The following is a 12,914-nucleotide window of genomic DNA, read 5'->3' as shown; positions in this document are numbered from 1 at the left end:
GTCCGCCGTCTAGCAAACCAGCCAGCAGTGCCCCGAGTGCGGGCATATTCAGGCGAACAATCGACAGACTCAGGCGCTGCCCTGTTCTCTGCTTGGTTTGCGGCCACTCCGACAACGTCGACCGAGTTGCTGCCAGGAGCATCCGTGAGCGAGGGTTAAACCTGCTCAAAGGGCCGGACTTGGCCCGGATCGCCGGTGAAGTGAGCGGTGCGGTAATACCGCCAGCAGTACGACTGCATGGATGCAGCAGGTAGGGCGACGCAGGATGCCAAAGCCGAGGAACCCACCGAAGCGACTCAGGGCGGCAGCCAAATTTTTTGATGTTTGACTCGACACTAAGTTACATTAAGTGAAACCTTATGTTGAGTTGCCCCTTATGCAGCCAATCAAGCAACTGACCCGCACTTTGGCTGAGCTGGCTAGTGTCGAACACTACCTGTTTACCCTGACGGACTTGCGCGCCTTGCTCCCAGCCCTGTCCGAGACGGCATTCAAGACGCTGCTCAGCCGGGCTGTCAGTGTGGGGCATCTCGCTCGGGTGTGTCGTGGGCTGTACCTGTATGAACGGGTGGACTATCCACGCGGCCTGCTGTTGTTTCATGCTGCGGCGCGCTTGCGTGCCGACACCTTCAATTACATCAGCCTGGAAACGGCACTCAGCGATGCCGGGGTGATTTCGCAGATTCCGATCAACTGGATCACTCTGATGTCGGCAGGTCGCAGCAATATCATTCGCTGTGGTGCCTGGGGCACCATCGAGTTTGTGCATACCCGCAAGCGCCCGGATGAGGTCGCCGGGCAATTGAGCTATGACCGGCGCTGCCACCTGTGGCGTTCCTCGGTCACCCTGGCGTTGCAGGACATGCGCGCCACACGGCGGAATATGGAGCTGGTCGACTGGAGTGTCGTGAATGAGCTTGTTTGACCAACTGGTGGACGAAGCCCTGCGCAATAAGAGCGAGTTTGCGCCGCTGCGGGTGGTGGTGGAGAAGGAGCTGCTGCATCACGACATCCTGCGCGAGATGAGCCACGCTGGTCTGTTGGCCAGCTTGACCTTCATGGGCGGTACCTGTTTGCGTGCCTGCTATGGCTCCAGCCGCTTGAGCGAGGATCTGGATTTCACTGGTGGCGTGGACTTCAGCAAAGAGCGCCTGATGACTTTGGGGCAGGTTCTGGTAGGGCGTTTGCAAGGCAAGTATGGTTTGACTGTCGAAGTCAGCGAGCCCACCCGGGAGGCGGGCAATGTCGATACCTGGAAATTGAAGGTGCAGACCCGTCCGGGACAACGTGACCTACCGGCGCAGCGTATCAATATCGATATCTGCGCCATTCCCAGCCACGATCAGCGACCGATGATGCTGAGTAACCACTACGGGGTCGACATGGGCACCGGCGGCTTGATATTGCAGGCAGAAAGTCGCGAGGAAATCCTGGCTGACAAGCTGGTGGCCTTGGCTTTGCGGCCCAATCGGTTGAAGAATCGCGATCTCTGGGATATGGCCTGGTTGCACCAACAGGGTGTTGCGCTGCCTCTGGCACTGGTGCCGCTGAAGCTGCGTGATCACCATTGCGATACGCCGCGATTCCTCGAACTGTTGACCGAGCGTCGACAGGCGTTGCTGACTGAGCCGCAACTGTATGACGATTTCCGCGAGGAAATGCGTCGCTTCCTGCCGACGGCAGTGGTTGTCGAAACGGTCGAGCAGCCGGCGTTCTGGAGTTACCTCACGACGCTGATCGCGGAGCAGTGCCAGCAGGCCCGTGATTTTCTCTCGAATGACCAGAATGACCAGCAAACTCCGCGCTTCAGGATGTAGGCGCAGGGCTTGTGTGATGTGGAGTGGGGGCGTGTAACCCACATGGATGTGGGAAATGCCGCAAGCCCGTCGGCGACCCCATGGATGGGGGAGGTAGGAAAAACGCCGGGAGCGTTTTCGAAAACAGGCGCGGCCCTCCTACGAAAAACGAGACCCGCGTGTCGGCGAAGCCTCTCGAAGCACCGCCATGCCTCGACCGCAGGAGTCAGCTTGCTGGCGATCCGCAAACGCTCGGTGCCCATGATCGCGAGCACGCTCGCTCCTTGCCCATAGACGTCAGCGACCCCATAGACGTCAGCGACGCCGAGCACTTGTAGATCTAGCCTGGCTATGTTCTATAAATGCCCGTGTTCCATCATGTGGCACATGGCAGTCTTCAGCTTCATCGGCCGCACCGGCTTGTGCATCAGCATGTGGCCCAACTCCCGCACCTGTTGCTTGAGTTCGTTGCTGTAGTTGGCCGTAATCATCAGCGCCGGCAGTGGACTGGCACGCCGCGCGTTGACCGTCTCGACCACATCGACGCCGTTGCAGCCGTTGTCCAAGTGGTAGTCGGCGATGATCAGGTCGGCATCGGCATGGAAGTTATCGACCTGCCCGGCCAAATCCTGCTCCGACAGTGCCGTCACAACATGACACCCCCAGCCCTCCAATAGTGTGCGCATGCCGGCACAGATTGCGGTGTCGTTATCCAGCACCCAGACCCGCGCGCCTTTGAGCCGTTCGAGTAGCAGATCCGTAGCAGACGGCTCCACGCTCGCTTTCGGTGCCCGCTTGGCCAGCGGCACTTCGATAGCGAATTTGGACCCCTTCCCCGGCACCGACCTCACCTGAATCCGGTGACCGAGCATGCGCGCGATCTTCTCCACAATCGCCAGCCCCAGACCAAGCCCGCGATCCTGCTGAGGACGCACGCCCTCGCCGCGTTTGAATTCGTGAAAGATCTCTTCGAGCTTGTCCTCGGGAATGCCGATGCCGGTGTCCCATACCTCGATCGACAGGCTCTGCCTGCGGCGGCGGCAACCCAGCATCACGCGGCCATGCGGGGTGTAGCGAATGGCATTGGTCAGCAGGTTGCGCAGGATGCGCGCCAACAACTGGATATCGCTGCGCACCAGTGCTGAACAGGGAATGAAGTCCAGCTGTAGCTGCTCGCTGCCAGCGATCTGGTGAAACTCCGCCGCCAGGTTTTCCAGCAACTGGCTGACGGCAAACGGGGCGATATCCGGCTTGATCACGCCGGCATCGAGCTTTGATATATCGACCAGCGTGCCAAGCAGGTTTTCGACGTCCTCCAGGGAATTGCTGATGTTACGGATCAGCCCGCCACTGGGTGCGGCGGGTTGCTCCAGCAATGCGCTGGTGAACAGCCGAGCGGCGTTCAATGGCTGCAGCAGGTCGTGACTCACTGCGGCAAGAAACTTGGTTTTCGACAGGTTGGCCAGCTCCGCCTCCCGCTTGGCTTCGCGCAGCCGCGCCTCGGCATGGGCGCGCTCGTCGATTTCGCATAGCAGCTGGTCGTTCAGACTGGTGAGCTCCGCCGTGCGCTCACGGACACGTTGTTCGAGGTTCTGATAGGCCTGGTGCAGCGCCTCCGCGGTGCGCCGGCGGTCGGTGATGTCCTGGATCAGCACGAAGATGCCGACCACCTCGCCGCTGGCCTGCCGGTTCGGTACATACGAGCGCAGCATGTAGCGCTGCAGGCCGGCATGGTTGCGCTCGGCCATCTCGAAGCTGACGCTTTCACCGCACAAGGCACGGTCGATATAGGGTTCGAGCTGCTGCCAGTGCTCGCCGCTGTGGATGTCCCGCAGGGACTGGCCGAGCATGCCTTCGCTGGGCCAGCGATACCATTCCTGGTAGACCTTGTTGGTGAATTCATAAGTCAGGTCAGCCGAGACATAGGCGATCAGCGCCGGCACGTGGTCGGTAATCAGGCGGATCCAGCGCTCGCTCTCGCGCAGCGCCTCGGCGTGGCGGTAACGCTCAGTGATGTCGGTGAAGGTGTTGACGAAGCCGCCGGTGGGCAGCGGATGGGTGCGGACCTCAAGCGTACGGCCATCGAACAGGTGCTGTTCGAGCTCAGTCAGAGGCAGACCCTCGGCGTCCCGAGTGGTGGGTGTCAGCAGCTTCAGCTCGCTGTCTGCCATCACTTCATCGAACGGCCGGTGCGCCTCGATGGGTGCCAAGCCGCAGAGTTCCAGAAAGCGTCCGTTCCACAGCTCCAGACCCCCATCGGCGCTGACCATCGCCACGCCCTGCGAGAGGTTATCTATGGCACGCTGCAACAAGCGGGACTTCTGCGCCAAGGCCTGCTCGCGCCGCATCGTCTCGCTGATCTTCACCTCGGTGATATCGGTGTAGAGCATCACCAGGCCACCTTCGCGCGTGGGCCGCTCGCTGACCTGCACCCAACGGCCGTTCTGCAGCCGGTAGACGGTGGGCTCGTTGGCCTTACCACGATGTTCCTCGGCGATCAGCCCGCTGCTCTCGGCCAACCGCTTGAGCTCCGACAGCCGCGTACCGCTGTTGATGCGCACGCGCGTTCGGCTCCAGATCGACTTGAAGCGCTTATTGAACAAAACAATGCGCTGGTCCTTGTCGAACAGCACGAAGGCATCGGAAATGCTCTCGATCGCGTCGACCAGATGCTGATGTGCAGTTTCCGCCCGCAGGCAGGCGTCGCTGAGCAAACGGTTGCTGGCCTTCAGTTCGGCCATTGCCTGGTTCAACGCATCGGTGCGTTCGCGGACTTGTTCAGCCAGTTCGACTGAATGCTGGAAGGCGGCGTATGACGCGTCGCGCCCGGTACTGCTGGACTCGATGCGCTCGATCAGCGCCGCATTGATCCGCCGCAGTTTGCGGTTTTCGCGCTCGAGTTCGGCCTGCCGATCGAGTCGCTCAACGAGCACCTTTTTCTCCAGCGCGTCCACCTGGCCGTCCGATGGCGACGCCGGTGAAGGTCTGGTTGATATGCATGCCATTGAACTGCTCTCCATAGGTGTTGAAGCCAATCACCTGCTGGCGTCGTAGGAAGGCCGAGACGTCGTCGCTGGAGCCGTTACCGTCGGTCTCCAGTCGCCGCAGAAAGCAGTCGCAGCCGATGGTCAGCAAGGGCGCGCCGAGACGCTGTTCGAGGCGTTCGAATACGGCTTCGAGGTTGGGCATCAGCGGGCCAGGACGCATCGCGGTCATCACGATGCCGTTCTCCACGGCGCAATAAAACGTCAGACTGAGGTCATCGTTGACCTTTTGGATCGAGCGGACGTAGTAGTGCTCGTTGATGCGCACTGCCAGCGGATGCGCAGCGAACAGTCGGTGATCGAGATCGCTGACCTCGACGCCGATCAGCCGTGCGTATTCCTCGGCAGCGGGTTCTGCGTTCAGTTCGTAGACGCGACGGGCGTGACTGTCCACGCGCGTCACCACCAGCTTCTCGGTGCGCGGCAGCATGTGATGGGTGGTGAACACCTCGAAATCCATCCAGGTGTTGATCAGCACGACCGCCGCCGCCCCGCTGTGAAACGTGCCGTCATAGTAGACGTGAGTGTCGGTCAGGTGATTGTCATCGCCGGCCGAGCCGCCGAAATGCGGAATGCTGCCAAAGGCGGCACTGAGCGCCGACAGCACGATCTCCTCGCGGCTGGACAGCCCATCCAGCAGAGTCAGGGCAAAACTGTGGTCCTTGATCGGCGCCAGCGAGTTGCTGCGGCAATCGCTGCCCAGCCGCTCGACCAGCTGCTGCGCATCGGTGAGGCTGAAGCGGTCCATCTCGTCGATCAGCTCGCAGGCGATGGAAAAGTTGCGGTGATCGAAGCCGACCGCCGTTACGCAGCTGCGGCCGTAGCCCTGGGGGGTGATCTCTCCAGCTGATGTACAACCCACCATGCGTACACCACCGAAGTATTGGTGCAGCGCATTACCCAGCGCTGGCAAATCGTACTCGGCAGAGCAGAAAAACAGGACGAAGCCGAGATACGGGTGAATCAGCTGGCGTGCCAGGTCCTGGGCCACCGTTTCGGCGTCCCTCGCTTCAGACATCGCTGTGCGCACCGCTAAGGATTCTTGCTCGACCACGCACCCACCCCATACACCGTTATCGTATGACCCCATTCTTGGCCAGGGCATAGGGCACGAACATGCTACTTCTGTACCGCCTGCGGCCTGCCAAGGTAGCAAAGCGACGAAACAGCACGGGGCTGATTGCTGCAGCTGCTCCCGGCGCATCGAACGAAAACAAAAACGGATGCCTCGAAAGGCATCCGCCTGGTTGTCGCAGGCTGGGTTAGAAGCGCTGCGTGGCACCATGGAACGCCCGTGCCGATGTTGCCCAAGGACACGCTGCCGACATCAACCAGACCCAGGGTGTCGCTGACCTGGCCGTATCCGGTCAGCATCTGGTCGAGGAAGAAGTCGAGTCAGTCGCAAGACAACTGCCCCAAAGCCGCTGTGGGCCGGTCCAGAAGCGAAATTGGCGAGTAAGGTCGCGGAGGGCTAGGGCTCAGGCGTCAGGCCCAGCCCGCGTCGGGTGCCGGCGCATTGGCGACAGCCACCCAGCCAGCGCGGGCCAAGCGCAGTGCTTCCAGGGCCGCCGTCAGATCCTGTCGCCGAAGGGTGCGCATCGCGGCGGCGACCTCGATGGGTCGATCAATTTCATGTCCTGCCTGCAGGCTCTGCCATGCCTGTTCGGCCTGGGCGCGCAAGTCCGCTCCGCTGGCTACGTGCCGGTCGCTGGCTTGGCGTGCGGCTCGCTCGATCACAACTTCATCTTGTGCGGCCAGTTTCACTGTGCTGTCGTTGAGGAATTGCTCGACGTGATCGAGAATCGCGTTGGCCGAGGCGGTCGGTGACTGCACGGCGAACAGCATCCCGGCCTGCTCGCCGAACTGACAGAAGCGACTGAACACGGCGTACCCCAGTTGCAACTCGCTGCGTAACCGTCGGAAGAAGTCCGCTTCGATCAGCCGCCCCAACACACGCCAGGAGGCCTCGCATTTGGCGGTACGGTCCGGCAACGGGCAGAACAGCAGAAATGCTGTTTCGGGCATCGCGGCGGCGCCACTGACGTCATGCCAGCGTTTCACCGTTGCTGGCACGCTGCGCGCGACCGGAGATAGCGCGGGTGTGCCTGGCAGCGTGTGGATCGCATCGGTCAGCGGTCCGCTCATGGACGACGCGAAGCCGATGGCCAGGCCTTGCCACTGTGCCGTTTGCCACAGCCGAGCCAGTGAGGATGAGGCTGCGGTCTGGCCAGCGACCGCAGTCGAATCTGCCAGCAGTCGAGGCAGGCGGTTGAGCAACTGACGGACCAGCATGACATCGCTGCTGAGTGCCGCGGCGCGTTCAGCCAGTGCGTGGCCCTCGGTAAACGCCGCGGCTGGCGGCGCGCTAAGCACGGGCGTGATGTCGCTCAGAATTACCGGTATGGCCTCGGCAAAGCCTGCCAGCCTGAGGCACCAGGCATCCCCGAAATCCTCGAAAAGCAGCGCTACACCAGCTTGTTGGGCAGCCCACGCAGCTGATTGCAGCGCATGGGTCAGGGTGTGTGACAAGGCGGGGAAAGACTCGCCTCGCATGAACTGCCAGCGTAAAAACAAAGCGCCCTGTCCGCTCATGTCTTCCGGACCCTGCCAACGCAGTGCGGGCGGGATATCAGCCGCTTCATGGCGCAGTATTCCGGGTCTCAACCAGGGATTCGCAGCCGGCTGTTGCCAGTCCCAGTCGATAGGCACTGTCCGCTGCGGCGGTTCGGGCCGCAGGCGCAGCGGAAAACCGCTGGTTTCGATGGCCGCGCAGCTGGTCTTGTCGGTGATGAGGACCAGCGGCGCGCCACCGAGCATCTGCGCCGTGAGCAATGAAAGCGCCTGTTTGACTGCAGTGTCATCGCTGTCGAGGCTCCAGGCCAGCGGATCCACCCAGTACCGTAGCCGTGCCAGCGGTTCGGCGTTCTGCAGGCTTCGATGGCGGATGCGCTGATATTCCGCATGACATGGCTGCCAACGTGCATCGTCGGCAAAGAACCGCAACCAGTCGAGCACGGCTTCGACCAGCTCGGCCGGTGCCGACATTCCTCGTTCCGTCGGCAACAGTTCCACGACCACAATGCCCTGCCCCGCATACCAATAAGGAATGCGCGGCTTCACCGACTGGCACAATCCGGCATCACGCAGGCGTTGGGCGAGCCCGCCTGGCGCTTCAGACGCGAGCCAGACGGACAGGTAATCCAGCGCCGGTACGGCGTGCTCCGGCAATCCGTCAAGCGCGAACGCCAGCAACAGGCGTGGCTGAGCACTGAGCTGCAAGCGAAACCAGCCGTTAGCCTTACAGCGCCAAGGCGGGACTTCGCGCCGCACCAAGGGATGGCTGGCGAGCCCCGCATCCATTTGCTCGGCGAGACACTGCAAGACCTCTTCGTGCTGAGGCCCGGCCAATAGCAGCTCGATCTGGCCGGCATGGTAAAACCGCCGATGATAGCCAAGCAGAGCCTGCTGAAAGGCTGCGTCCTCCACCGGGAGCGTGTCGCGGTTGCCTGCATGAAAGCCCGCGAACGGATGGGTTGGGTCGAGCGCGTGTCCGAGCGCCGCGTCGCATAGCGTTTCGGCATCCTGCGCACGCGCTTGGTATTCGGCCTGCAGCACCTCGCGTTCACGCAGCTGCGCAGCTGGGTCCAGCAACGGATTGGCGAGCATGTCTACGAGACGACGCAGGCCCTCTTCGAGCTGGTCGGCCGGCAACTGAAAGAAGAAGTCGGTATGCCGTTCACGGGTCGATGCGTTCAGCTGCCCTCCACATCCTTGAACGAGGGGCATCAGACCTTCGGCGGCAGAGTAATTCCGGCTGCCGAGAAACAGCAGATGCTCAAGAAAATGCGCCAGCCCAGGATAGGCACTCGGCGCGTCATGCGAACCGGCATGGACTCGCACCAGTGCTGCGGCCTGCGAGCTGCCAAGCAACGGCATCAGGCGCACGCGCAGCCCATTGGGAGGAACAGTTTGCGACGGTTGCTGGACAGGATCGGCTGACGAGTGCATTGGGCAACGTGTTCCGGCTGTGGGTCTGGGAGGATCGCGCCGAGGTTCGCTTGGCACAATGATGCTTAAGCATCAAACCCTGGGGCCAGCTCGGCAAGGCCGGCCGTCGTCAGGTGTCCAGATGCCCATCGAGGAACTGCAGCAGACGGCGCTGCATCAGCTTGCCGGCATTGCCCAGGCAGGCAATGGGCGATCCGCGCAACCCTTCCCGGGAAAATTCGGCGGCCTCACCCGTCATGGCCAGGGGACAGTCGAGGCTCAGCGCAAGCTTGGCAAACTGCTTGAGCAAGGCTGCGTTGGGCGGAACATTGGAATACAGCACCAATGCGCGCGGGCGAACCTTTTCGCAGATCAGGGTCAGCTCGTCCAGCGGTTGGCCGATGGCCAGCACGCTGACGGCAACCTCGTCGCTGGAAAGCAGCAGGCCGGCAATCAATAACTCCAGCTCGCGGCATTGCCCTGGCACAGCCGCCAGCAGCACGCGATCTTCCGCCTGGGCTCGCGCAAGTTGCAGTCGCTGCAGCACGCGGGCACGCAGGAAATTGTCAAGAAAGAGCCACTCGCTGGTCTGACCGAACTCATCCTGGCGCACCAGTAACTGCTGCCACACCGGCAACAGCACATCCTGAAACACGACCGGCAATGGATAGGTCGAGAAGACCTGGCCATAGACCTGATCGAGGCGGCTCTCGTCGAAACTGCTTATTGCCCGCTGCACCTGAGCCTGCCATTCGCCCCATTCGCCAGCCACGGCCTCCGCCGCTCGGGTTGCGGCACTGCGCGACAGAATGCTGCCCACCTTGCTCACCGCCACGCCACGCTCCGTCCAGGCCACGATACTGCGCACCGCTTCGACATCGGCCATCGAATAGAGACGATGACCGCTCTCGGTGCGGGTCGGTTGGATCAAGCCATAGCGGCGCTCCCAGGCACGCAGGGTGACCGGATTGACCCCGGTCAGGCGTGATACCTCTCGGATCGGGAACAACTCTTCCTGCTTGAGCGATGAAGACGAAAGCAGCGAAGAAGCACGGGCAAATTCAGTCATGAGGCGGACAGCTCATGCAAGGGAATGGGCGCATTGTAACTCAGGGTCGGCAGACATAGGCTCTACAGAGCTTATACACGTACAGGATTGTGCAAGGTCTCCGAAACTGCCGTTCAAACAAGCAGGACGTGCTGATCAACCTGACGGTGTTCTACAAGGCAGTCGATGCGAGCATGGCGGCCTTGTGCGGCGCTGAAGTGCTGGTGCGCTGGCAACATCCGCAACGCGGCTTGCTCACCCCGTTCCACTTCAGCGGCCCGGCAGAACGTGCAGGGCTGATCGAAGCACTGGATTTCGTAGTCCTTACCCAGGCCTGCGAGCAGCTCGCCACGTGGACCAGACAGCCATCCCGGGCGGCACTGACGCTCGCGGTCAACCTCAGTGCGAGCCTGCTCTACCAAGTCGACTTCGTCGACCGGGTGCTGGCCTTGCTGAAGCGCACCGGGGCCAATCCGCGACTGCTGAAGCCTGAAATCACCGAATCCCTGTTACTCGGTGACATGGAAGAAGCGGTGGTTCGGATGTTAAAGCCCTGAAGCAGCACGGCATTCGGTTCCCGATTGACGACTTCGGCACAGGTTACTCATCAATGGCCTACCTGCAGCGACTATCACTCGATCAACTGAAGATCGACCAATCGTTCGTCCGTCAGCTGGTCGAAGATGCCAGCAGCCAGACCATCATCCGCGCCACCTGTGCGCTCGCGTCCGGGCTCAAGCTGGAAGTGATTGCCGAAGGTGTCGAGACGGAGGAACAGCGGTCATTGCTGATCGCCAATGGCTGCGACATGTTTCAGGGTTACCTGTTCAGCCGGCCGGTTCCGCTGGAAGCATTCGAAGCGTTCGAGCTGGAACCCGTGACCTGAGGGTCGCGCCGCGCCCACACGCCGAGATGGGCCGCTTACAACGCCAGCGGCGCCCGGCGGCACAGAGTAATCAAAGCCTGCAGCCACTGTTCATGAGTGTTCAGGCAAGGGACCAGCTGCAGATCCGTGCCACCGGCCGCCTGGAACTGTTCGCGGCCTCGATCACCGATTTCCTCCAGCGTTTCGATGCAGTCGGCCACGAACGCCGGGCACATCACCAACAACTTCTTCACCCCCCTGGCAGCCAGCGCTTCCAGGTGCGCCTCGGTATAGGGCTCGATCCACTTGGCACGCCCCAGTCGCGACTGAAACGACACCGACCACTGTTCGGGCTGCAAGCCGGCGCGCTCGGCGAACGCAGCGGCGCTCTGGATGCACTGCGCGCGGTAGCAACTGGCGAGGACGGCACCTTCGGCACGCTGGCAGCAATCAACGGTTTTCAGACAATGTGCGCCGGTTGGATCGGTCTTGCGCAGGTGCCGCTCAGGCAAGCCGTGAAAGCTCAGCAGCAGGTGGTCGAAGGGTTGTTCCAGGTGCAGTTGGGCACTCGCAACCAGCGCATCGAGGTACTCCGGCTGGTCGAAAAACGGCTGCAGGATCGACAGCTGAATGTCGAGGTTTCGCTCACGAATCACCCGCCGCGCCTCTTCGATGACGGTGGTCGTGGTGCTGTCGGCGAACTGTGGATACAACGGCGCCAAGGTGACCTGCCGGATGCCCTGCCCGGCCAATTTCAGCAGCGAGCGCTCAATGGACAGTTCGCCATAGCGCATCGCCAGTTCCACCGGGCCCTCTTTCCAGTACGGGCGGGCGGCGTCGGTAAGGCGTTGACTGAGCACCACCAGTGGCGATCCTTCCGGCCACCAGATGGAAGCGTAGGCATGTGCGGACTGTTCCGGGCGCTTGATCAGGATCAGCGAGACCAGCAACCGGCGAATTGGCCAAGGCAGGTCGATGACATAGGGATCCATCAGAAACTGGTTGAGATAGCGGCGTACATCAGCCACTTCAGTGGATGCCGGCGAACCCAGATTGACCAACAACAACGCCTGCTCGGACATGCACATTTCCAACTACTGATTAATGGAGCGCGCCGCAACCCGTTGGTCGCGGCGCCATTTTCGCATAGCGACTACGCCTTGCGCAGGTCCGCCAATGCCGCATCCAGCGTCACGAAGCGAAACTGCAACCCCGCAGCCTGCAATCGCAACGGCTGGGCTTTCTGACCGCCTAGAATCAACCCCGACAGCTCACCCAGGCCAACCTTCAACGCCAGCGCCGGTACCGGCAGAACTGCTGGTCGTCCCAAACTCGCCGCGAACGCCTTGGCAAAGTCGGCATTACGCACCGGCTGAGGTGCGCAGGCATTGTAGGGCCCCGCAGCATCGGGCTGGTGCAACAGAAAATCTATCAGGCCGATCTGATCGTTGATGTGGATCCACGACATCCACTGACGACCACTACCCTGCCTGCCTCCCAGCCCGAGCGCGAACAAGGGTCTGAGCCGTTGCAGGAACCCGCCATGAGCTGCCAACACCAGCCCCGTTCGGACCACCACCACACGAATGCCCAACGGCTCAGCTCGCGTGGCGCTTTCCTCCCAGGCGGCACAGAGCTGGCTGGCGAAATCGTTGGTAACCGGGCTGTCATCCTCGCTCAGTTCCCGTTCACCGCCATCGCCATACCAACCGACGGCCGAGCCGGAAATCAGCAGCGCCGGCTTTTGCTGCCTGGTCGCAAGCCATTCGATCAATTGCTCGGTTAACTTGATACGGCTGTTCCAAAGCAACAGACGGCGGGATTTGGTCCAGGGACGATCTGCAATCGGCGCACCTGCGAGGTTGATAACCGCGTCAAGCCGGACCTGATCGAGCTCGCCCAGATCGCCGATGCCCGTTACCAACTCGCCGCAACGGTCCGCCACCTGCTCGGGTGACCGACTCCAGACCCACAGCTGATGGCCCTGAGACAACCAGTGTTTACAGAGTGCACGACCGATCAGGCCGGTCCCACCGGTGAGCAATATGTTCATTGCGGCCTCCGCAAGTCAGCTGTGGGCCCGCACCGATGACTCTGCGGGCTGCTACGTTCTGATGTAGCACCTGTACAGACGCCGACTGCTGTCTAACGTAGTAACGCCAGCGTAGTCTATG

Annotated in this window: 9 protein-coding genes and 1 pseudogene; 4 read left to right on the top strand and 6 right to left on the bottom strand. The window is 61.7% G+C overall.

The genetic code is table 11. The features are described 5' to 3' along the window. Nucleotides 1-376 precede the first annotated feature (376 nt). The 3 genes from abiEi (at nucleotide 377) to NA637_RS15930 (ending at nucleotide 2,134) form a co-directional block, all read left to right on the top strand. On the top strand, nucleotides 377-925 hold the full coding sequence (abiEi, locus tag NA637_RS15940; protein ID WP_256073315.1) for a type IV toxin-antitoxin system AbiEi family antitoxin: 549 nt from the start codon (nucleotides 377-379) through the stop codon (nucleotides 923-925). Continuing rightward, on the top strand, nucleotides 912-1,817 hold the full coding sequence (locus NA637_RS15935) for a nucleotidyl transferase AbiEii/AbiGii toxin family protein (RefSeq protein WP_256073314.1): 906 nt from the start codon (nucleotides 912-914) through the stop codon (nucleotides 1,815-1,817). The genes abiEi and NA637_RS15935 overlap by 14 nt, the downstream gene beginning before the upstream one ends. A 158-nt stretch (nucleotides 1,818-1,975) precedes the next feature. Further along, entirely contained in the window at nucleotides 1,976-2,134 is a 159-nt protein-coding gene (locus NA637_RS15930) for a hypothetical protein (RefSeq protein ID WP_256073313.1), read from the top strand. Nucleotides 2,135-2,152: 18 nt separating this feature from the next. On the opposite strand, the gene nahK is transcribed toward NA637_RS15930, so the two are convergent. From nahK to NA637_RS15910, 4 genes are all read right to left on the bottom strand, one after another. Next, nucleotides 2,153-4,801 (bottom strand): hybrid sensor histidine kinase/response regulator NahK/ErcS', encoded by a 2,649-nt coding sequence (gene nahK / locus NA637_RS15925; protein WP_256073312.1) that lies wholly within the window; start codon nucleotides 4,799-4,801, stop codon nucleotides 2,153-2,155. Further along, nucleotides 4,719-5,858 carry a nitric oxide-sensing protein NosP gene (gene nosP, locus NA637_RS15920; protein WP_272889172.1) on the bottom strand — a complete coding sequence of 380 codons (1,140 nt, stop codon included), beginning with the start codon at nucleotides 5,856-5,858 and terminating at the stop codon, nucleotides 4,719-4,721. The genes nahK and nosP overlap by 83 nt, the downstream gene beginning before the upstream one ends. Before the next feature lie 467 nt (nucleotides 5,859-6,325). Further along, nucleotides 6,326-8,848, bottom strand: a complete 2,523-nt coding sequence (gene pqqF, locus NA637_RS15915) for a pyrroloquinoline quinone biosynthesis protein PqqF (protein WP_256073310.1) — start codon at nucleotides 8,846-8,848, stop codon at nucleotides 6,326-6,328. A 109-nt stretch (nucleotides 8,849-8,957) separates the two neighbouring features. Next, the gene (locus tag NA637_RS15910; RefSeq protein ID WP_256073309.1) at nucleotides 8,958-9,896 is read right to left on the bottom strand and encodes a MerR family transcriptional regulator; all 939 of its coding nucleotides are present in this window, start codon (nucleotides 9,894-9,896) and stop codon (nucleotides 8,958-8,960) included. 182 nt (nucleotides 9,897-10,078) lie between these two features. Here NA637_RS15910 and NA637_RS15905 point away from each other — a divergent pair. Then, nucleotides 10,079-10,761, top strand: a pseudogene (locus tag NA637_RS15905) (EAL domain-containing protein); the annotation flags it as partial. Nucleotides 10,762-10,796: 35 nt separating this feature from the next. Here the strand turns inward: NA637_RS15905 and NA637_RS15900 are convergent. Together NA637_RS15900 and NA637_RS15895 are read right to left on the bottom strand one after the other, a co-directional pair. Continuing rightward, the gene (locus NA637_RS15900; protein WP_256073308.1) at nucleotides 10,797-11,822 is read right to left on the bottom strand and encodes a ferrochelatase; all 1,026 of its coding nucleotides are present in this window, start codon (nucleotides 11,820-11,822) and stop codon (nucleotides 10,797-10,799) included. Between the two features lie 71 nt (nucleotides 11,823-11,893). Beyond that, entirely contained in the window at nucleotides 11,894-12,793 is a 900-nt protein-coding gene (locus NA637_RS15895) for a TIGR01777 family oxidoreductase (RefSeq protein WP_256073307.1), read from the bottom strand. Nucleotides 12,794-12,914: the final 121 nt, after the last annotated feature.

Origin of the sequence: Stutzerimonas stutzeri (genome assembly GCF_024448935.1) — a bacterium.
In the GTDB taxonomy this organism is placed as follows: domain Bacteria; phylum Pseudomonadota; class Gammaproteobacteria; order Pseudomonadales; family Pseudomonadaceae; genus Stutzerimonas; species Stutzerimonas stutzeri_AO.
The sequence above is the reverse complement of the archived record's forward strand: the minus strand, read 5'-3'. Positions and strand labels throughout refer to the sequence as shown.

Coding starts and splice junctions, on each gene's coding strand:
- abiEi (WP_256073315.1), top strand. CDS start 377: ATGCAGCCAATCAAGCAACTGACCCGCACTTTGGCTGAGCTGGCTAGT.
- NA637_RS15935 (WP_256073314.1), top strand. CDS start 912: ATGAGCTTGTTTGACCAACTGGTGGACGAAGCCCTGCGCAATAAGAGC.
- nosP (WP_272889172.1), bottom strand. CDS start 5,858: ATGTCTGAAGCGAGGGACGCCGAAACGGTGGCCCAGGACCTGGCACGC.
- NA637_RS15910 (WP_256073309.1), bottom strand. CDS start 9,896: ATGACTGAATTTGCCCGTGCTTCTTCGCTGCTTTCGTCTTCATCGCTC.
- NA637_RS15900 (WP_256073308.1), bottom strand. CDS start 11,822: ATGTCCGAGCAGGCGTTGTTGTTGGTCAATCTGGGTTCGCCGGCATCC.
- NA637_RS15895 (WP_256073307.1), bottom strand. CDS start 12,793: ATGAACATATTGCTCACCGGTGGGACCGGCCTGATCGGTCGTGCACTC.
- nahK (WP_256073312.1), bottom strand. CDS start 4,801: ATGGCATGCATATCAACCAGACCTTCACCGGCGTCGCCATCGGACGGC.
- pqqF (WP_256073310.1), bottom strand. CDS start 8,848: ATGCACTCGTCAGCCGATCCTGTCCAGCAACCGTCGCAAACTGTTCCT.